The organism is Lelliottia sp. WB101 (genome assembly GCF_003051885.1).
In the GTDB taxonomy this organism is placed as follows: Bacteria; Pseudomonadota; Gammaproteobacteria; order Enterobacterales; family Enterobacteriaceae; genus Enterobacter; species Enterobacter nimipressuralis.
In genome coordinates this window covers 4,060,808-4,080,993 of record NZ_CP028520.1, presented here as the reverse complement: position 1 = coordinate 4,080,993, position 20,186 = coordinate 4,060,808, and the positions used below count along the sequence as shown (strand labels likewise).

The window sequence follows — 20,186 nt, the reverse complement described above, 5'->3', positions numbered from 1 at the left end:
TTAAGAATAATTATTTTGGCTCAGTGCCGAACCATTTTTTGTAGATTTCGTTGTAGGTGCCGTTTTCACGCAGGGTTTTCAGCGCGCCGTTCACTTTGGTACGCAGATCGTCGCTGCCTTTCGGGAAGGCGATACCGTACTGCTGTGCTTCTAAAGACTCGCCAACCGCTTTGAATTTGCCGTTGCCCGCAGTTTTGATGAAGTACAGGATGTTTGGTGTGTCGTGCAGTACCGCGTCAGCGCGGTTGGTGCCCAGTTCCATGTAAGCGTTATCGATGTTCGGGAACTGACGCAGGTCTTTGGATTTGATGTTGGCTTTAGCGTAATCAACAGAGCCGGTGCCGCTTTTCACTGCAACCACTTTGCCGTCGAGATCTTTTACGCTTTTCACGTCGTTGTTATCAGCCTTAACCATCACCAGCAGGCCGCTTTTGTAGTAGCCGTCAGAGAAGTCGATCGCTTTTTTACGTGCGTCAGTGATGGTGATACCCGCCAGCGCAACGTCAACGTTTTTGGTTTGCAGTGCAGGGACGATACCGCTGAAGTCCATTGGCTTCAGGGTGTAATCAAGTTTAAGTTCCTTCGCGATAGCTGCCCATAGATCGACGTCAAAACCAACATACTGATCGCCCTGTTTGAATTCAAAGGGGACGAAGGCGGTGTCGGTTGCGACGATGAGTTTTTTATCTGCAGCGTGAGAGGACACGGCAAAAGCCAGGGTAAGTGCAGCCAGTGAAACTTTTAATACAGACTTCATAGCATTTCCTTTTATATCCACGGGGCGATCCCCTGCGAGAACAAACGGCTACATGAAAAAATCGTGCCAACATTGCAACTCATTGTTTTGCAAAGAGGATGATGTCATGTGTTGCACGGTAAACGGTGCAAACCGCTTTTGTTGCACCAAAATGGAGCGCTGTTTTGGTGCAGTCGGGTTTGCTTAGCCGACGGGTGGCTATTAAGCGCAGATAACGGCGATAAAACAATCTTTCGTTAACGATTTTGTGAGGTGATTATTACAACTAATTTACTTTTGCAGAAAGGGATAGCAAAAGTGTGCACCATAAACGTGCAAAACCCCCGCCGGGCGGCGAGGGTTTTATAGATAATTCGTATGGATTATTCGATGTTAGATTCGATAAACCACAGGAATTGATCCAGGTCGCGAGAAGCCGCGGTTAAGATATCTGCGGTGTCTTCGTCTTTGGTTTCGCCAATCGCTTTACGTACATCGTTCGCGACGATAGCGTAACGGTCAGCCAGCTCTTTCAGGTGATCCTGAACGGTGTGGATATCCAGCGGGTAGCTTTTCAGTGGCGTTTTGCTGTTAATCACCTGAGTGGTCCCCAGGGCAACACCGCCCAGCTGCACGGCACGTTCAGCCATGGTGTCCAGGTGGGTCACTAACGCAGTCCGGAAGCCATCCAGCATTTCATGAACGGCGATAAAGTTGGCGCCGCGCATATTCCAGTGGGCCTGTTTAGTGATCAACGACAGGTCAATGAACTGGATCACCTGGCGATTCAGCAGCTCAATCGTTGCTTTCTTATCGCTATCCGAGACATCGTTACGGGTATAAAGCAGATTAGACGCTTTCGTTTTAACCAGTTTAGCGGTACTCATAATCTCATATCCTCTTGATGTTTTATGTTCCAGGTAATTACCGGAAATAAGTATAGCACCGCTTTTATATTCTGCCGGGATGGCTGTGCCTATCGGTTTAATAGTGAAAGGGAAGGGGTTTGTATAACTCGTTGATATTAAGTGATTATGATTTATTTTATGCGGATGAGTCTTAATTACGCCCTCTTTTCATGGGCGACAGAGAATATTTCACCGTGATGACAAAATATGTAAGAAAATAAAACCAGGGGTAAGTTGGCCTCTATTCTGCATGGCTAAAAAAACCATGCAGAACAGGGAGCATTAATTGACGTCGATTTTCTTGATTTTGGTTTCAGGCCGCATGGTGAGCGTCGATCCCATTGACGCGGCAATAATTGAGCACAGCGCCAGCGTCTGAGTGAAGGTCAGGCTTTCTCCCAGGAAAACCATCCCCGACAGGGCGGCGAGCGCAGGTTCCATGCTCATTAGCGTGCCGAAAATGCGGGTTGGCAGGCGCGTCAGGGCAATCATTTCGAGCGAGTAGGGCAACGCGGTGGAGAGAACGGCGACCGCCAGACCTATCGGCAGAATGGACCACTGCCAGATGGATTCCGTTGCTTGCGCCATCCCAATCGGCACAAAGATGATCGCAGCGATGAGCGAGCCGAGCGCGACGGTGGCAGGGCCATGCTCTTCACCCGCACGCTGCCCGGTGAGGATATAGACCGCCCAGCAGGCTCCCGCACCGAGCGCCAGTGCGGCACCGGTTAAATCCACATGAGAGATGTTCTGCCCCAGCGGCAGCAGGAACCACAGGCCCAGCACGGCCAGCACCACCCAGACAAAATCGACGGGGCGACGGGAAGAGAAGAGCGCCACGGCCAGCGGGCCGGTGAACTCCAGCGCGACCGCGATGCCCAGCGGTACGGTCTGAATCGACAAATAGAACAGATAGTTCATTCCGCCGAGCGACAGCCCGTAAAAGAGCAGCGGCAGGCGTTGCTCTTTTTTAAATCTCAGCCGCCAGGGTTTAAAGATCACCACCAGAATTAAGGTACCCAGCGCAATACGTAGCGCCGTGACGCCAGGGGCGCCCACCAGTGGAAAAAGGGATTTTGCCAGTGATGCACCACTCTGAATGGACAGCATAGCGATGAGTATTACAACGATGGGCAACCAGACTGGCGCCTTGCGAGACATCCCAGGCATCCTTTCTCCTGTCAATTTGTGTCAAAGGGAGTAAAGGTCGCAGTGTAATTGAAATAATCAGGCAGCGGTTGAGACTTTGTTGAAAAAAAATGCCGCGAAATCCGTAGAATGAGCCACTATTGATGGATTAATAAGCTAAAAGATTAGGATTAATCTGGATGAATGTAATGGCGTTGACGCGCAAAATCAGCGTATAAATGTGGAAATTCAGTGTTTTTTGAACAAGATAGCTGACCTTTGAAATGTTCTGTTACATCAAAGGATCGGTTAGACAACACGAATCACAAAGAGTTTCACAAGATTTTTTGATATATTTAAAACTTACGGATTTACTTGAAGCACATTTGAGGTGGTTATGAAAAAAATTGCATGTCTTTCAGCACTGGCCGCTGTTCTGGCTGTTTCCGCAGGTACCGCTGTAGCTGCTACTTCCACTGTTACCGGTGGTTACGCTCAGAGCGATATGCAGGGCGTAGTAAACAAAGCTAACGGCTTCAACCTGAAGTACCGCTACGAGCAGGACAACAATCCGCTGGGCGTGATCGGTTCTTTCACTTACACCGAGAAAGATCGTTCTGAAGATGGCGCTTATAACAAAGCTCAGTACTACGGTGTTACCGCTGGTCCTGCTTTCCGCCTGAATGACTGGGCAAGCATCTACGGTGTTGTAGGTGTTGGCTACGGTAAATTCCAGCAGACTGAAAACGAAAGTCTGAACCGCACTGCTTCTACCAGCGACTACGGTTTCTCCTACGGCGCAGGTATGCAGTTCAACCCAATCGAAAACGTTGCTCTGGACTTCTCCTATGAGCAGAGCCGTATCCGCAACGTTGACGTTGGCACCTGGATCGCAGGCGTGGGTTACCGCTTCTAATCACTTCGGTGAGCCAGTAAAAAATCCGCCCAATGTGGCGGATTTTTTTTTGCCCTCTCCCAGTGGAAGAGGGTGCCAGACCGACGTCAGCTTACCTGCTTTTCACCTCAAAAACATCCGTGCCCAGATGGGTATACTCCACTTTCTGTAACTTGAAGTTGGTGATATAGACCGGCGGCGCTTTCTTGTTTGAAATGAACGAATAGCTGTTGGCGATCTCTTTTGCCGAAATTCCCGTCCATTGTGAGAAGAATTTCAGGAAATCATTGGCTGAACGACGCGCTTTGATGATGCGATGAGTTTTGTCATCGCTGGAGAGCACCATAAACGGCACCTGGAAGTTCTGCTGGAACTTATCGTCATGGGCCAGGTACTGCACCTCTTTGCCGCGCTCTTTAAACGCCAGACCGTGATCTGAGAAGTAGACCATCGAGAAACTGTCGCCGGTGTTGCGCAGCTGGGTATAGAGTTTACTCAGCAGATCGTCGGTTTGCGTCATGGTGTAGAGATAGCACGACGTCTCTTTCGACTGCACGAATTCCGCGTATTTCCCCTGAGTGCGATCGCAGGCCTGCGGGTGCGAGCCCATCAGATGCAGAACGATCAGCTGGGGCTGGGTGCGCTGGCTCGCGAAGACCTGCGACGTCATCTTCAGTAAGGCTTCGTCTTTGGTATTCTTATCGGCCTCAAAATCTCCGCTCTTCAGGAACTGCGCTTCGTCCGCACGTTTGGCAATGCTGGCGATGGCCGTGTCGTATTCACCGATCTGCCCCTGATTGGAGAACCACCAGGTCTGGAAACCGGCGCGGTTGGCCAGAGTCACGAAGTTATCCTGATACTGCGGTTTGCCATCGACCACACGGCTGAGCGTCAGGCCGAGCGATTTCTGCGTCGAGCCGCTTGCCGCGACATAATCGGTAAACAGGGTGCCGTTTACCGAGCTGGCAAACGGCGTGTTATCCCAGTGCCCGCCGAATGCGCCCAGCGCATCGCGGCGCGCGCTCTCGCCAATCACCACCACGTAGGTGTGATATTTCGGTTTGACCGCCAGCACGTTCCAGGTGTCTTTCATGTTCGACAGCTCCGCCATACGCGTCTGCTCATCGAGCACTTCTTTATTGTTCACCACAATATCTTTGACGAAGCGGAAAACCGGATAGCCGGTGTCTTTTAGCTTGAACACGCCACCCCACGCCAGGTTTTGCACCGGCGCGACAAAAAAGGTCGCCACGCCGATAACCAGGCACAGGTTTTCAATCATGCTCCACGGCTTTTTCTCCTGCGGTTTGCGGCGAACGGCAATCACCCCAAGAGCGAAAATAAACAGGCCGATGACGTAGCTGTACCACGGGAAGATCGTCAGGATCTCCGTGGACTCTTCCATATTGGTAGAGTGCAGCGCCAGCAGGGTGTTGAAGTTGGGGGCGCCGTACGCCTGACCAAACGGGTAGTACATCGCCGCGACGACCGAGCAGATCCCGACCACCACTTTTTGCGCACGCGGCGCGCTGCGCCACATCAAATGCAGCAGACAGGTAAAAGCGACGGCGTAGAGCAGGCTAAAGGGATAGCCCAGCGCAAAGTTAATGAGCAGCGATTGCAGAAAGTAGAATCCCGTCCACGGGCTTAAGGCCCGACTGCGGGTAATAAATGTTTCTTTCAGGGTTAAATTCATAGGTCACTATCATGAAAACGCCATGTGCTCACCCTGGCGTCGAGGGTCAAAGCCTGCCTGACAGTGCGTGGAGAGGGAATGAGGGTCCGCTTCAGCGAGCCGCAAATGGTGCAGGGCTGCAAGAAGATAGAGCCAGTCGGCATTCAGGTCAACAGTTGCTAAGAAGATGTTTTGCGAGAGGGATTACAAATCCGTAAAAAAGATCGGGAATTGAGGGCTAACAGGGCAGTTTGCGCGGAAAGTGTGACAGAAAAATGAAGCGGCGTACCGCGACGCCGCTTAGTGGGACGGTTTATCGTTTTGCTCTGATTTACCGTTAAACATATCGCACAGCATGTTCAACAGCATCAAGCGTACTTTAAAGGGAGAGTGGCTAAACACTTTCATACACCTCTTGAATTCGTTCATGTGACCTCCTGATTTCTGATCCCTTCGATCCGTGAAGGGTGACTGCATTACATACAGATATAGCACAGGCTATATTGTATAGCTATGGCTAATTCGTTAATTTTTTGTGCTTGTAGAGGGATCGTTTACACTGTGCGCTCAAGAAATATGACGCCAGGGGCGTCACCCACTGAGGAAGGACAATGAACCGTCGCGCAGGTAAGCCCATTACAAAAAAAAAGACGCAACTGGTGAATGTTGAAGAGCATGTTGAAGGGTTTCGTCAGGTGCGTGAGGCGCACCGTCGCGAGCTGATTGATGACTACGTCGAGCTGATTTCCGATCTCTTTCGTGAGGTCGGTGAAGCGCGTCAGGTGGACATGGCTGCGCGGCTTGGGGTGTCACAGCCTACGGTTGCCAAAATGTTAAAACGTCTGGCCTCGGTTGGGCTGATCGAAATGATCCCGTGGCGCGGCGTGTTTCTGACGCCAGAAGGGGAGAAACTGGCTCAGGAGAGCCGGGAGCGCCATCAGATCGTTGAAAACTTTTTACTGGTGCTCGGCGTGAGCGAAGACACGGCCCGTCGCGATTCGGAAGGGATTGAACACCACGTCAGCGAAGAAACGCTGGAGAAATTCCGCGAGTTCACGCGTAAATTTGGGTCCTCTGCTGAATGACCATTCCTGGACTGCGGGCACTCGCCCGCGATCGCTTTTTCCATCTTCTGCTATTGATTGGCCTTGGGCTGAGCTTTTTCGTCCCCTTTGCGCCTGCATCCTGGCCGGCGGCTATCGACTGGCACACCATTATTACCCTGAGCGGGCTGATGATGTTGACCAAAGGGGTGGAGCAGAGCGGCTACTTTGACGTCATCGGGCGCAAAATGGTGCGCCGCTTTGCCACCGAGCGCAAACTGTCGCTGTTTATGGTGCTCGCGGCGGCGCTGCTGTCGACCTTTCTGACTAACGATGTGGCGCTGTTTATTGTCGTGCCGCTGACCCTGACGTTACGCAAGCTGTGCGAGATCCCGGTTAACCGGCTGATCATCTTTGAAGCGCTGGCGGTTAACGCCGGATCGTTACTGACGCCAATTGGCAATCCGCAGAACATTTTGCTCTGGGGACGTTCCGGATTGTCCTTTGCGGCCTTCACCTGGCAAATGGCGCCGCTCGCGCTGGTGATGATGCTCTCTCTGCTGGTGGTCTGCTGGTTTGCTTTTCCGGCGAAACCGCTTCGCTATCACAGCAGTACCCAGGCCTCCCCGTGGAATGCGCGGCTGGTGTGGGGGTGTCTCGCCCTGTACATCATTTTCCTGACGGCCCTCGAACTTAAATATGCCCTCTGGGGCGCTCTGCTGGTGGCTGGCGGCTTCCTGCTGCTGGCACGGCGGGTGCTGATTAGCGTCGACTGGACGCTGCTGCTGGTCTTTATGGCGATGTTTATCGATGTGCATCTGCTGATCCAGCTGCCGGTATTGCAGGGCGCGTTGCACAGCGTGAGCGGACTCTCGCCGCTCGGCCTGTGGCTGACGGCCATCGGGTTATCGCAATTTATCAGCAATGTTCCCTCAACCATTCTGCTCATCAACTACGTGCCGCCAACGGTGCTGCTGGCCTGGGCTGTTAACGTCGGCGGTTTCGGGCTGCTGCCGGGATCGCTCGCCAATCTGATTGCGCTGCGTATGGCAAATAACCGCCGGATCTGGTGGCGATTCCACCTCTGGTCCCTGCCAATGCTGGTGTGGGCGGCCGCGGTCGGTTTCGGATTATTCCTTCTCATATAGTGCGCTAATTGTCAGCTTTTCCTGGCAAATGTATAGCAACGTCCTAACTTTAGTGAACGGCATAACTGTGATGCCGTTCACTGACAGGAACGTTGTTGGCATATGGCAGAGACAAACGAAAACGCTGAACAAAACGAAAGCGCAGATCAAAACGAAAAAAGCGAGCGCAAACGCCCGGGTAAAAAGCCTCTCATTATCCTTGGGATAGTAGTGGTGGTCATGGTTATCGTGGCGCTGGTGTGGTGGCTTCTGACCCGAAATGAAGAGACCACCGACGATGCGTTTACCGATGCAGACGTGGTGACTATTGCTCCGAAAGCGGCGGGCTACGTTACCGAACTGCGCGTGCGTGATAATCAGCGGGTGAAAAAGGGCGATCTGCTGGTCGTTATCGATCCGCGTGATACCACCGCTCAGCGCGATCAGGCGCAGGCGCAGTTAGGGCTGGCCGTGGCGCAGTTGCACCAGGCACAGGCCCAGTTGGCGCTCTCAAAAGTGCAATATCCGGCCCAGCGGGACGAAGCGAAAGCGCAGGTGCTGAAAGCGCAGGCGGATATGGCGAATGCGCAGGCTGAATATCGCCGTCAGCGCGGTGTCGATCCGCGCGCCACCACGCAACAAAGCATTGATTCTGCGAACGCCCAGCTGCGCAGCGCTCAGGCCGGTCTGGCCAGCGCCCAGGCACAGCTGGAAGTGGCGGAGCAGGTACAGCTCCAGATCCGCCAGCAGGAAACTAACGTCGAAGCGCGTGAACGCCAGGTCGATCAGGCGAAAGCTCAGCTCGAAACCGCCACACTGAATCTCTCTTACACCGAAGTGCGCGCCCCGTTTGATGGGTTTGTCACCAAACGTAACGTCCAGCCGGGTACCCTGGTGCAGGCCGGAACGGCGCTCTTTTCGCTGGTCTCACCGGATATTTGGGTAGTGGCGAACTTCAAAGAGTCGCAGCTTGAGCGTATGCGTCCGGGCAATAAAGTGGCGATCACCGTGGATGCCTGGCCGGACATGAAGCTGGAAGGGCATATCGACAGTATTCAGCAGGGGAGCGGTGCGCGTTTCTCGGCCTTCCCGGCGGAAAACGCTACCGGCAACTTTGTGAAAATCGTGCAGCGTGTTCCGGTGAAAATCGTGATCGACAAAGGGCTGGACCCGAACATGCCTCTGCCGCTGGGCCTCTCCGTTGAGCCGAAGGTCACGCTGGAATGACGGATCACAGCCACGACAACTGGCGGCCCGCCAGTAATCCCTGGGCGGTGGCGATTGTGGTCACGCTCGCGGTGTTTATGGAGATCCTTGATACCACCATCGTTAACGTGGCGCTGCCGCACGTGGCAGGCTCGCTCTCGGCAAGCTACGACGAGTCGACCTGGGTGCTCACCAGCTATCTGGTTGCCAACGGTATTGTGCTGCCCATCTCCGCGTTTCTGAGCCGGGTGTTTGGGCGCAAGCAGTTCTTCCTGATCTGTATTGTGATGTTCACCATCTGCTCCTTTCTGTGCGGTATCGCGACGGAGCTGTGGCAAATTATTCTGTTTCGCATCATGCAGGGCTTTTTTGGTGGCGGGCTTCAGCCAACGCAGCAGTCGGTGCTGCTCGATTACTTCAAACCCGAGGATCGCGGCAAAGCCTTTGGCCTGTCGTCGATTGCGATCATCGTCGCCCCGGTGCTGGGGCCGACGCTCGGCGGCTGGATCACCGATAACTACTCCTGGCGCTGGGTCTTTTTTATCAATATTCCCGTTGGGATCGTGACGGTACTGGCGATTTACCAACTGCTGGAAGATCCGCCCTGGGAGCGTAAATCCGAAGAGAAACTGAGCATCGACTGGACCGGGATTGGCCTTATCGCCCTGGGCCTCGGCTGCCTGCAGGTGATGCTCGATCGCGGCGAAGATGACGACTGGTTCTATTCAAACTTTATCCGCACCTTTGCGGTACTGACGCTTATTGGCATCATCGGCGCGATTTACTGGCTCCTGTATGCCAAAAAACCGGTGGTCGATCTGCGCTGCATGAAGGACAAAAACTTTGCCGTCGCCAGCCTCTTAATGGCCGGAATGGCGATGATTTTGTACGGCAGTTCGGTTGTGATCCCGCAGCTTGCCCAGCAGGATTTGGGTTACACCGCCACCTGGTCGGGGATGGTGCTCTCGCCCGGTGCAGTGCTGATTGTTCTGACCATTCCGCTGGTGTTAAAGCTGATGCCCGTCGTGCAGACGCGCTGGATCATCGCCTTTGGTTTTGCCTGTCTCGCGGTGTCGTTCTTCTGGTCGCGAACCCTGACGCCGGATATCGATTTCGAAACCCTGGTGCTGTTTCGTAGCGCCCAGTCGTTCGGGCTGGGGTTCCTGTTTGTTCCGCTCACCACCATTGCGTTTATTTCGATACCGAGGCGGCTTAACGCTGACGCCGCCGCGCTGTTCACCATGTTCCGTAACGTCGCGGGTTCGATTGGGATCTCGCTTTCCACCGCCGCAATCACGGAGCGTGCGCAGACGCACAGCGCGCATCTGGCCTATCACGCGTCGCCCTTTAACGAGCAGTTCCAGCTGGCGCTGCGGGAGTCGGCGCAGGCCATTCAGAACTTCACCACCCAGGTCGGCAATCCGCTGGATATCGCCACCGGACGCATGTACCAGACCATGATTGAACAGTCGCGCTTCCTGGCCTACGTGGACGTTTTCACGATCCTGAGCGCGGTGGCGCTAATACTGATCCCGTTTTGTTTGTTGCTCTCGCCGGTGAAAAGCGAGGGGAGTGCAGGAGCACATTGATGATGTACAGACGTTTATCCCCCTGTTTTTAATGCTGCTGTTAGCGGGGTGCGCCGTAGGGCCTGATTATCAGCCGCCCGCACCGCAGACGCCTACGACATGGAACGATCCTGGCGATGCGAGCGTGAAGTCACAAACGCAGAGCAGTGCGGTAAACCCGCGCTGGTGGAAAACGTTTGGCTCCCAGCAGCTCGACAGCCTGGTTGAGCGGGCGATTGCCGGAAACCTCTCGCTGCAGCAAACCGTCCTGCGCATCGCCGGTGCCCGCGAACAGATAAACCAGGCAGGCGGGGCGTTTTATCCCTCGGTGAACGGTAATCTGCAGGCGACCCGCCAGCAATTGGGGCTGGAGGGGGAGCTAAAATCGCATGGCGTTTACGATCAGCTGGATGACGTTGATCCCGATCTGAAAGGGGCGCTGGGGCCGCTCACCCAGCCGATAAATCTCTATCAGGGAAGTTTTGATGCCCAATGGGAACTCGATCTGTGGGGCAAAGTGCGCCGTCAGGTGGAAGGTGCCGAAGCCCAGCAGCGTGCGGCTATCGAACAGCGCAACGACGCCCTGGTCTCTCTGGAAGCGGAAGTGGCGCGGGCCTGGCTACAACTGCGCGGGGCGCAAAGCGTGATGGCGACGCTCAATACGCAAATTGAGAGCGCACAGCAAACGCTCGATCTGACGGAAAGCCGCCAGCGCGGCGGTCTGTCACCGCAGATGGACGTGGAGAACGCCCGCGCGCAGCTGGGCAATCTGGAAGCGCAGCTGCCGCAATATCAGGCCCAGGAGCGTCAGGCGATGAACGGTCTGGCGATTCTGCTGGGTAAACCGCCGGGTGCGCTGGACAGCGAGCTGCGTTCCGTCCAGCCGCTGCCCGCATTGCCTGACATTGTGCCGACAGGTATTCCGTCGACGCTCGCCCGTCGCCGCCCGGATGTGCGCGAGGCGGAGGCCAATCTTCACGCCGCGACGGCGCAAATTGGTGTCTCCGTTGCCGAGCTGTTCCCGAGCGTGTCGCTCTCCGGCCAGTTTGGCCTGCGCAACAGTGAAACCAACTGGCTCACCGACTGGAGCAGCCATTTCTATAGCGTCGGTCCGCAGGTGTCGATCCCGATTTTCCAGGGCGGACGACTGGTTTCGAGTGTCAAAGTGGCGCGCGCGCAGCAGGGCGCCGCCGTGCTCGACTATCGTCAGACGGTGCTCACCGCGCTCGGCGATGTGGAAAACGCGCTGGTGAGCTATCGCACGGACCAGCAGCGGGAAGCGGGCTTAGGCAAAACCATCGACGCACTGCAAAACGCGTTCGATCTGGCGAGCGACAGCTATCGTCAAGGGATCGCCAGCTTTATCGACGTGCTGGATGCTCAGCGCCAGCTGGCTCAGGCGCAGCAGCAGCGTGCGCAGTCGCAGGTGCAGAGTGCTCTCGATCTGGTGGCACTCTACAAGGCCCTCGGCGGAGGCTGGGAGCCGTATCAGCAGGTGAATTTGCCGGACTATTCGGTGTTTGGCGACGCCCCGCGCGGATAACGTTCAGAGGATTGGGCAAGAAACAAACAGGAACGCCACATTCGCGTTTTGCAGGCGCGGGGTATAACTGTCCGGCACCCATCAAACGAACATTGTGAGGAACGTCATATGCGTTATCAAAAACTGGGCAATACCGGTCTGTTTGTTTCTGAGCTTTGCCTTGGCACCATGACCTTCGGCGGGGAAGGTGGCATGTGGGGAAAAATCGGCCAGCTTCAGCAGAGCGATGCGGAAAAACTGGTTGGCCGTGCGCTGGATGCCGGAATTAACTTTATCGATACTGCGAACGTCTATTCAGAAGGGCGCTCGGAGGAGATCACCGGCCAGGCGCTGAAAAACCTCAAAATCCCGCGTGAAAACGTCGTTGTCGCCACCAAAGTGTTCGGTGAAACCGGCACCGCTGGCGTTAACTCACGCGGCAGTTCGCGCTATCACATCATCAGCAGCGTTAAAGAGAGCCTGCGCCGTATGCAGCTCGATCATATCGATCTCTATCAACTGCACGGTTTCGATCCGGCAACGCCGATCGAAGAGACGCTCTACGCCCTCGATAATCTGGTGCAACATGGCCATGTGCGCTACATCGGTGTCTCTAACTGGGCGGCATGGCAGATTGCGAAAGCACTGGGGATCTCCGAGCGTCTCGGGCTGGCGCGTTTTGCCTCGCTACAGGCGTACTACACCATTGCTGGGCGCGATCTGGAACGTGAACTGGTGCCGATGCTGCAAAGCGAAGGTGTCGGGCTGATGGTCTGGAGCCCGCTGGCGGGGGGTTACTGAGCGGCAAATACGGTCGTGACGGCCAGAGCGAGGCGGGTGGACGTCGTCTGGAATTCGATTTCCCGCCGGTGGAGAAAGAGCGCGCGTTCGACTGCGTGGACGTGATGCGCACCATAGCCGAAAGCAAAGGCATTTCAGTCGCGCAAATCGCGCTGGCGTGGCTGCTGAATCAGAAAGTGGTGAGCAGCGTTATCATCGGAGCCAAACGCGTGGATCAGCTGGATGACAACATCGCCGCAACGAATATTCGCCTGAGTGATGACGAACTGAAACAGCTCGACGCCGTTAGCGCACTGCCACGGGAATATCCGGGCTGGATGCTGGAGCGTCAGGGTGAATATCGCCAGAATCAATTGAAAGGGTAATGGCCATTATTCAGGCGGTACGGTGTTTATCTCGCATCTAATATCAACGAAGATGCTCGCAACGTCGGAGAAGTAAAAAGTGTCTGTATAAGGTTTACAATCAGACCTAACGAGATTGTTATCCGTACCCTCTGACTGATGTGAATCAATAAAGCCCCCTGTGGAGAGTCTCTGCAGGGGGCTTTTGCATGGCCAGGTTTTAACCCTGGTGGCAAAACTGTTTAAGGAGAGCGCCGACACAGCTGCCGGATTGATTTCTGCTGTAGAGTTGACAAACATAAGTCATTTATACTGGCGCGCTCACTATATAAAAGTGCTAAATAGTCATTTAGCAAAACTAAATAGTGATAACGCAGACATCAAAGCGTTAATATTTTACTATTGTAGATAAAGTTGTTTTGTCTAGTCCACATTCTTTCATTTTAGAAAGTGTTTCTCTAACCGTGGATGAATAAATATTCAGATTCATAAACAATGAAAATTAATCGATTGAAAAGCATTAATGCATACAGCGGGGGCGAATCAGTCTCGCCAGCGTTGGAATACCACTGTCACTCTCCTTGATATTTACCCATAGCCAGGCGCTGAGCCCTGTCTGGTACTCGTGGTAGTACAATTAACGCCCTGTATGCGATGTAAATTAAGTAGTTGAATGGTATGCCATTCGGTAGGCGTTTCCCCTCTGGTTTTAATGCTGCTGTAGGCTTCAGGACAGTGAAAATACAACGCAGCAAATGAATATTTACCGATGCCAGGGTATGGAGTGAGCGAGAGAAGTTGCCTGCTGTATGCAGGAAAGACTGACGTTCAGAGGAGTAACATAAATAGTTTACTGACCGCCTGACCTGGAGCACTAAAGTTTTTTCACAGAACGTGACGTGATTAGCGAGATGTATAAAGGATTGAGTATTCTCAAATGAACGCTAACTGATTATGGAAGATTATAGATGATTCATCATAAATTAAGTAAAGCAGAAATAGGCCGCATACGAATTTTTAATACAGTCATGAAAACGAAAAGCATGAGCCAGACAGCTTTTGCGCTGAGTATTTCGCACTCAAGCGTCTATCTGGCCATAAAAAAACTACGGCTTTTATATAACGATGTGCTTTTTTTCCGTGAAAAAAATTCGCTGATACCGACAGAATTTGCAAAGCGATTGCATACCGAGTCCCTGGCCATATTGAATAACCAGCAAGACGTTCAGTCTGCTAATGTGGAAACAGACAAACAACGTTTCGTCTTTGCCTGCGCGCCGCATATCGCTGCCACCGTTATCCCTGTCACCTATTTGTTGATGGAGCAATCCATCTCCTTTCCCCTGGAGCATACCGCTCTTCCCGTTTCGCCAGAGGGAAGGGCCGATTTGTTGTTGAGCAATAAGGCGGATGTTATTTTTGACTATGAGCCTATTCAACATGAAGACATTTTCTTCAAGCGACTGTTTAAGGAAGATTATGCGATTGTTTGCCGTAACGATCACCCGAGGCTTTCGGACTCGATCTCGCTGAAAGAATTTTCCTATGAAAAACAGGCGGCGCTAGGGTGTTCCTCACTTTTTGATAACTTACTGGATGAGGGGCAAACCGCAAACGTATTTTTCTCCAGTCATTACTATCTTGATCTGCTGGCAATGGTCGAGGTCAGCGATATTATTTGTGTTATTCCATTGAATATTTATTTGAAGCTTCACGCATCTTTTGATATCAAATCGTTAAATTATAAATTTAAATTGAATGTCAAAAAAACAAGTTTATACATTAACTATTTAAAAGATCCTTCCAGACGAAAAGATAAAAACGATTTGCTCAAAAAAATAGCAATGATGCGCTAACTTTTGAAGAGTAAAGCAGGGGGAAGGCTGTAGTGCTATGAAGGGAATAGCCATAATCGTTGTTCAGGCTATTCCCTTTGATTCACAACTCTTTGAATTTGTTAAGCACTTGTAAAAGCTCGAGAAAGTGTGGGCTTTTCAAGGAAGCTTTATTGTACGTCATATACATGGTGACGGGTTCCAGAGTGAAATTGCATTCCAGCACTTTAATATTGAAGCTGGACGCAAATTTTTCAGCAAACCAGGCGGGCACGAAACTGACCACGTCTGATTTTTCTACAATGGCGGCGTTAACAATAATGGAGCTGCTGCTAAAGAAAAAGTTGCGATCGCCTAAATACTCCATAATCCCCGTCTGAGTGCGTTTGACGTTTTCAGAACCGGCATTCAGGAAGCTGGAGGTTTCAAACGCCATCTCCTCATATGTCAGCGTCTTCTTTAACCGTGGATGATCCACCCGGCAAATAGGAACAGTCTGCTCAACCAGATACGGCTCAACCACGGTGGAAAAATTATAATAAGGCTTAGTGTCAAAGACGATATCGGCTTTGCGGTAAGTCAACGCATCTTCAATGGTATCCAGTAGTGCATCAGCGCTGATATGGCTTATTTCACAGTTAAGCCCTTCTTTTAGAACCTCAGCGCTGACATGAGGTAAGATGCGCATCGCCGCATAGGGCGTTGAGTGGACCACAAATTTGCTGCGGGTCGTTGTATCCTTGAAATAATCAAGGCTACCGAGTAGCTGCCTGAAACCTGCACGTAACTGATTATGCAAATTTTCTGCAATAGTGGTTGCCACAAGTCCTCTCCCTTCGCGGATAAAAAGGGGATCGGAGAAAAAACTGCGTAGCTTCGTCAATGACTGACTGACGGCCGAAGGGCTAACACACAGCAGTTCCGCCGCTTTAGATACGCTCTTGTGAACATAAATGGCTTCAAAGATTAAAAGAAGATTTAAATCAAATCCTTTGACCCTACTGATATTTGCGATAAGCGAATTTTCTGTCATTTTCAAATCCCTGATGAATGATGGACAAAGCTGTGACTTCACTCTGCGATATATTCACATAAAGAATAGTATAGCCACAGCTCAGCTCCTTTTTCTCGTGGTCTTAGAAAGAGACTTTCACATTTGCATTCGCGCTATATCCCTCGATGTCAGAACCAAAACCTTTCTGGTAACTCACATCAGCATTCAAGAGGGTATTCTCTCCAAGACTTACGGTGACGCCCGCTGCACTCTGCCACCAGTCTTTACCGAAATCTGCTCGCGTATGTTTATCGGCAATTTGCACGTTTGCTTCATCACCCATAACGCTTACGGCATTAATTGCTAAGTAAGGGGTCCAGTCTGGATTATCCATGAAGAAACGAAGCCCTGTCCGACCCTGTCCGTTACTCATGGAAACGCCTGATACTGAACTGATCTCGTCGTTAAAATCCTCGAGATTAAGGTACTGATAAATAATCTGCGCCTGAGGTTCTACTTTGAGATTTTGATAAAGAACAAATGGCTTACCCACTTCTACTGACAGTGCGGCACCATAGCCATTCTGACTGGCGTCATGGGTGCTGTCATAATCGGTTTTGTACCAGCTTCCCTGACCGACAACGTCAATGTACGCGCCCTCGTGGGTTTTCAGAGTGTAATACCCGCCTAAGCTGTAAATACGACTGTCAATGCTGCCAGTTTTTGTCGAGAGAGAGGGATTATGACGGCGTAAACTGTCTTCGGAATCTGTGGTTTGGCGGCCCAACGTCGCCATAATACCTGCACGAATTTCCCCGCCATCAGTGGTTTTATCCCACAATAAATCCTGACCAAACTGGATTAAGCTCATATCCGTATCATAGCTATAACGACCGGCATCATAGTTTGTATGTTGATACGCTGTCCGTGCCCATGTTTCGTCTGTGTGCATAACGTTACTGCCATTACGTTGATGATAAGTGCCGATAGCATCAAATCCATAATTCATGAGCAAAGTTGGGGCTGCGAGATAAGAAGGTACCTCTTCACGCCACGGCAGGTTTCCATCAGACGGAATTGGGGCAGGTGTCGGGTCCGGAATAGGATCGGGTTCCGGCGCCGGCTCGGGATCAGGGGTCGGTTCTGGTTCTGGAGCCGGGTCCGGATCGGGAACAGGATCTGGATCGGGCGTCGGGTCTGGATCAGGAGTAGGATCAGGAGTTGGGTCGGGTTCTGGCGTCGGGTCCGGATCGGGAACCGGGTCAGGAATAGCTTCGGAGCACGTATAATCAGCACAATCACTCAGGTACCAGTTTTCCCCTTCGCCGCTTGAAATGTCGCCTTTGTGCAACGTGTAGTTAAACGCGCCAGCAGAAACGGTGTTTCCAAGCGTAAAGGCGTTACTGCCCTCGGTATTGGTACCGTCGACCTGTATAACCTGAATGCCGTTAGCCGGGGTGTAATCACCCTGACCACCCGTATTGTTAACATACAGAATATTACTGCCGGTAACGTCACCCGTCACATGGATGGTATCGGTGGGGGAGTTACTATCATCGAGGAATGTATTGATGTGGTAAATACCATCACCGTTCATGTTGCCAGTGATATTCAACGTCGAATAAGCACTTCCTGTATGAGAGAAGAAGACATTCCCTGCGGAATTCAATGTATTAACCGTAGAATTATCAGGAATAACCCATTTACTGGTAGCATCTATGTTTACGCTATTAGTGGTCTCGGTTGCACCCTTCCATTGCGAGTCCGAATTCAGATAAACATCAACAAGGTTTCCCTGAGCCGCGATAATGTCACCCTCAAGGAGTGAATCACTGGCCGATAGGTTCACCTTGCTCGCAGTAATCACCCCGGTACTCGTATTGATAGTGCTGTTCGCACGCAACAAAATACCGCTGCCGCTGGTAATCGTTGAATGATCGTTCACATTGATTTGCTCATTCGCACCCGAAATGATGATTCCTTCGGCAGCGGCGCTGCTCAGGTCACTGTTAATAAGCGTGACTATCGCCGGGTTGTCCGCGTCAAACCCCGTTCCATAAATCGCGTTCGCATTGGCTCCCGTTGCACTCAGTTGGCTCCCTTTAAGCGTGATATTACTGTTTGCATATGAGCGTATTAAATCGGCATTCTCGCCCGAAGAGTGTCCAGTAACAGACTCCGCAGTAATGATGGCATCATTCATCGCCGCCAGCAGGTAACTACCCGTACCGGAGGTCGTAATTGAGGAGTTGCTGATATCAAGGATACCTGTGCAGGCGATGTTGGCGGAACACGCGGCGACTGCCGCAGCAGAACTATTTCCCTCTGTAACCAGCGTCATGTTGGAGGCCGTCAGGGTGACAGGCGGGAGCTGGTTATAGGTCATATCACCAGAGTCGACATACAAGGCATACGATTTATCCCCTGTCGTCTTAACAATATCGTTATCGATATGCATATTATTGCGAGCATCAATAGCGTTGGATCTGACGCCGTTCGTGATAAGTGTAAGATTGTTGGCCGTGAGACTGCTCTCTTTCCCCGATAAGAAAAAGGCCGTGATATTATCGCCATAGCTCTGATAAATACCGCCATCCAGCCGAACGTCACTGTAGGCGTTGGCATTAATCATTGTGCTGTTAATGCCCGTCAAATTGACGTGCCCATTGGTGATTGTTGCCACCGCTTTTTGGTTCGAATTCGAACCAATGGCATAAATAGCATTTTGATAGCCCGTGGAGGACTGATTGATAGTGAGATTATCAATCACTGCTGTAGATGAATCGAGCTGAATCCCATACATGGCATCACTGAGTGTAATAGTGACATTACTCAGATCGTTAGCGGAAGCGCCATAATGCAAAGAGATGCCAGTACCTGTAGAGTTAGTATCGGTAATACGAATATCATCACCATGAAATGAGGAACCGGCCCCACTGACATAAACCACATAACTTCTTGATTGATTCGCACTAATATCAGCATTATTCAATGTTGCTGATGCACCGGAGCTTATGTTGATGGTTCTGCTCGCGTTTTTGGTGTCAATAGCGGCATTGGTAAGGGTTAAATTGGCAAGGTTAGAAAGGTTAAACGCATAGGACTCTTTTCCTGAAGTAGATATAACTGATTTTTCAGGAATAAGCGTATCGCCAGCATTATTACTCCCCTGAACCTTAACTGCGGTTCCCGCACCGGTAATGATAAACGCAGGATCATTATCCGCTGTGGTTTCTGTTGAAGGTAAAAAGTTAAAAAAATGTTCTTTACCGTCGCTATAGGTTATGGATGCGTAAACACTCAAAGGAGAAAGCAGAAGCCAATAGAACGGCGTAAATAGCCATTTACCCTTTAATGAATAATCATTTTTTTTACATATTTCCATGTTTAAATTTCCTTATAAATCATGGTTAAAAAGATATTGTACCTACGCCAGAAGCCAGGCGTTCTCAAGAATTAAATAGCGAAACAGGAATCAGTATTATTTAAAGGATTTAGTCAGTCCGTTTTTACACACTGATAAGCGTATTATTATCTGTTCACTTAACATGAAGGCATAAAGTGTAACTGTCTGTTTAATACGCTAAAAAAAGGGTGCCTTCATTTGTGGTGTTCAAGAAGTAGCCAGGAATTGACAGGTGTTCACCAGCATTTACATTTATTAGCAATGTAAGAATAAAGTCAATAAATTAATACTTGCATACCTTAAGTTAAGCTTAATGCATCTGTAAGCATTACTGACTGTACCGCCATTAAGGTTTCCTGAATAATCCACTCCAACGTAGATGTCTGGCAAAGAGGCATCCGTAATGGTTGTTAGATTCATAAACTAACAATATATAATCTTGATAGGATAAAAATGAAAATGACTTCATGGTTCAAACTTACAGTGCTTGCTGCAGCTGCTGCTGCAACAATGGGCGCAAACGCAGCTGCTGTTAATACTGGTACTATCACTGTTAATGGCCGTATTAACACCACCGGCTGTGTTATTGATGCAGCAAGTACTTCTGCCGCAATTGAATTAGGTACCATTATTGCTGCTGACTTCGGTGGTACTAAGGGCGCTAAGTCTCCTGCGAAAGATTTTACCATTCACCTGACTCAATGTCCGGAAGCACAGGCAGGTGTTAGCCTCACCGCAAACGGTACAGCAGATGCAACTGATTCAAAACTGCTGGCTATCACTGGCGTAACCGGCATTGGCTTGGGTTTATATAACCCAGACGATACCCAAATTAATTTAAACAGCGCTTCTGCGGTAACAACCATTGATGCCACTTCACACGAAGCGAATATTCCACTGCGCGCAGCAGCGGTTTATACCGGTGGGACTGTGACTGAAGGTCAGTTCACTGCAACGACTAACTTCACCCTGACCTATAACTAATCACCGGCTGTCAT

Annotated in this window: 15 protein-coding genes and 1 pseudogene; 9 read left to right on the top strand and 7 right to left on the bottom strand. The window is 51.2% G+C overall.

Going from position 1 to position 20,186, the window contains the following annotated elements; translation table 11 throughout:
- Positions 1-10: 10 nt before the first annotated feature.
- From glnH to rhtA, 3 genes are all read right to left on the bottom strand, one after another.
- Complete coding sequence (glnH, locus tag DAI21_RS19790) at positions 11-757, bottom strand: glutamine ABC transporter substrate-binding protein GlnH (RefSeq protein ID WP_100777106.1); 747 nt, start codon at positions 755-757, stop codon at positions 11-13.
- Between the two features lie 362 nt (positions 758-1,119).
- Positions 1,120-1,623: a DNA starvation/stationary phase protection protein Dps gene (dps, locus tag DAI21_RS19785; RefSeq protein ID WP_100777105.1), complete on the bottom strand. Its 504-nt coding sequence runs from the start codon at positions 1,621-1,623 to the stop codon at positions 1,120-1,122.
- Between the two features lie 303 nt (positions 1,624-1,926).
- Positions 1,927-2,814: a threonine/homoserine exporter RhtA gene (gene rhtA, locus DAI21_RS19780; protein WP_100777104.1), complete on the bottom strand. Its 888-nt coding sequence runs from the start codon at positions 2,812-2,814 to the stop codon at positions 1,927-1,929.
- A gap of 355 nt (positions 2,815-3,169) precedes the next feature.
- Between rhtA and ompX the strand changes: the two genes are divergently transcribed.
- A complete protein-coding gene (ompX, locus tag DAI21_RS19775) occupies positions 3,170-3,688 on the top strand; it encodes an outer membrane protein OmpX (RefSeq protein WP_100777103.1) in 519 nt (172 codons plus the stop codon).
- A gap of 91 nt (positions 3,689-3,779) precedes the next feature.
- Here the strand turns inward: ompX and DAI21_RS19765 are convergent, their stop codons facing one another.
- A complete protein-coding gene (locus tag DAI21_RS19765; protein ID WP_100777101.1) occupies positions 3,780-5,363 on the bottom strand; it encodes a phosphoethanolamine transferase in 1,584 nt (527 codons plus the stop codon).
- 279 nt (positions 5,364-5,642) lie between these two features.
- Positions 5,643-5,771 (bottom strand): manganase accumulation protein MntS, encoded by a 129-nt coding sequence (gene mntS, locus DAI21_RS19760; RefSeq protein WP_107703991.1) that lies wholly within the window; start codon positions 5,769-5,771, stop codon positions 5,643-5,645.
- A 182-nt stretch (positions 5,772-5,953) separates the two neighbouring features.
- On the opposite strand from mntS, the gene mntR reads away from it, so the two are divergent.
- From mntR to DAI21_RS19725, 7 genes and pseudogenes are all read left to right on the top strand, one after another.
- The gene (gene mntR, locus DAI21_RS19755) at positions 5,954-6,427 is read left to right on the top strand and encodes a manganese-binding transcriptional regulator MntR (protein ID WP_100777099.1); all 474 of its coding nucleotides are present in this window, start codon (positions 5,954-5,956) and stop codon (positions 6,425-6,427) included.
- Entirely contained in the window at positions 6,424-7,533 is a 1,110-nt protein-coding gene (locus tag DAI21_RS19750) for an anion transporter (RefSeq protein ID WP_107703990.1), read from the top strand. Before mntR ends, DAI21_RS19750 begins: the two co-directional genes overlap by 4 nt.
- A 102-nt stretch (positions 7,534-7,635) precedes the next feature.
- Complete coding sequence (locus DAI21_RS19745) at positions 7,636-8,739, top strand: HlyD family secretion protein (protein WP_107703989.1); 1,104 nt, start codon at positions 7,636-7,638, stop codon at positions 8,737-8,739.
- Positions 8,736-10,307 carry a DHA2 family efflux MFS transporter permease subunit gene (locus DAI21_RS19740; RefSeq protein ID WP_107703988.1) on the top strand — a complete coding sequence of 524 codons (1,572 nt, stop codon included), beginning with the start codon at positions 8,736-8,738 and terminating at the stop codon, positions 10,305-10,307. The genes DAI21_RS19745 and DAI21_RS19740 overlap by 4 nt, the downstream gene beginning before the upstream one ends.
- A 31-nt stretch (positions 10,308-10,338) precedes the next feature.
- Complete coding sequence (locus tag DAI21_RS19735) at positions 10,339-11,829, top strand: efflux transporter outer membrane subunit (RefSeq protein WP_107704298.1); 1,491 nt, start codon at positions 10,339-10,341, stop codon at positions 11,827-11,829.
- Positions 11,830-11,937: 108 nt separating this feature from the next.
- Positions 11,938-12,974, top strand: a pseudogene (locus tag DAI21_RS19730) (aldo/keto reductase).
- A 947-nt stretch (positions 12,975-13,921) separates the two neighbouring features.
- Positions 13,922-14,809 carry a LysR family transcriptional regulator gene (locus tag DAI21_RS19725; RefSeq protein ID WP_107703987.1) on the top strand — a complete coding sequence of 296 codons (888 nt, stop codon included), beginning with the start codon at positions 13,922-13,924 and terminating at the stop codon, positions 14,807-14,809.
- 82 nt (positions 14,810-14,891) lie between these two features.
- Here the strand turns inward: DAI21_RS19725 and DAI21_RS19720 are convergent, their stop codons facing one another.
- On the bottom strand, positions 14,892-15,821 hold the full coding sequence (locus DAI21_RS19720; RefSeq protein ID WP_107703986.1) for a LysR family transcriptional regulator: 930 nt from the start codon (positions 15,819-15,821) through the stop codon (positions 14,892-14,894).
- 103 nt (positions 15,822-15,924) lie between these two features.
- Positions 15,925-19,167, bottom strand: coding sequence for an autotransporter outer membrane beta-barrel domain-containing protein (locus DAI21_RS19715; RefSeq protein WP_107703985.1), 3,243 nt, complete (start codon positions 19,165-19,167; stop codon positions 15,925-15,927).
- A gap of 474 nt (positions 19,168-19,641) precedes the next feature.
- Between DAI21_RS19715 and DAI21_RS19710 the strand changes: the two genes are divergently transcribed.
- On the top strand, positions 19,642-20,172 hold the full coding sequence (locus tag DAI21_RS19710; protein WP_102105197.1) for a fimbrial protein: 531 nt from the start codon (positions 19,642-19,644) through the stop codon (positions 20,170-20,172).
- The last annotated feature ends 14 nt before the right edge of the window (positions 20,173-20,186 follow it).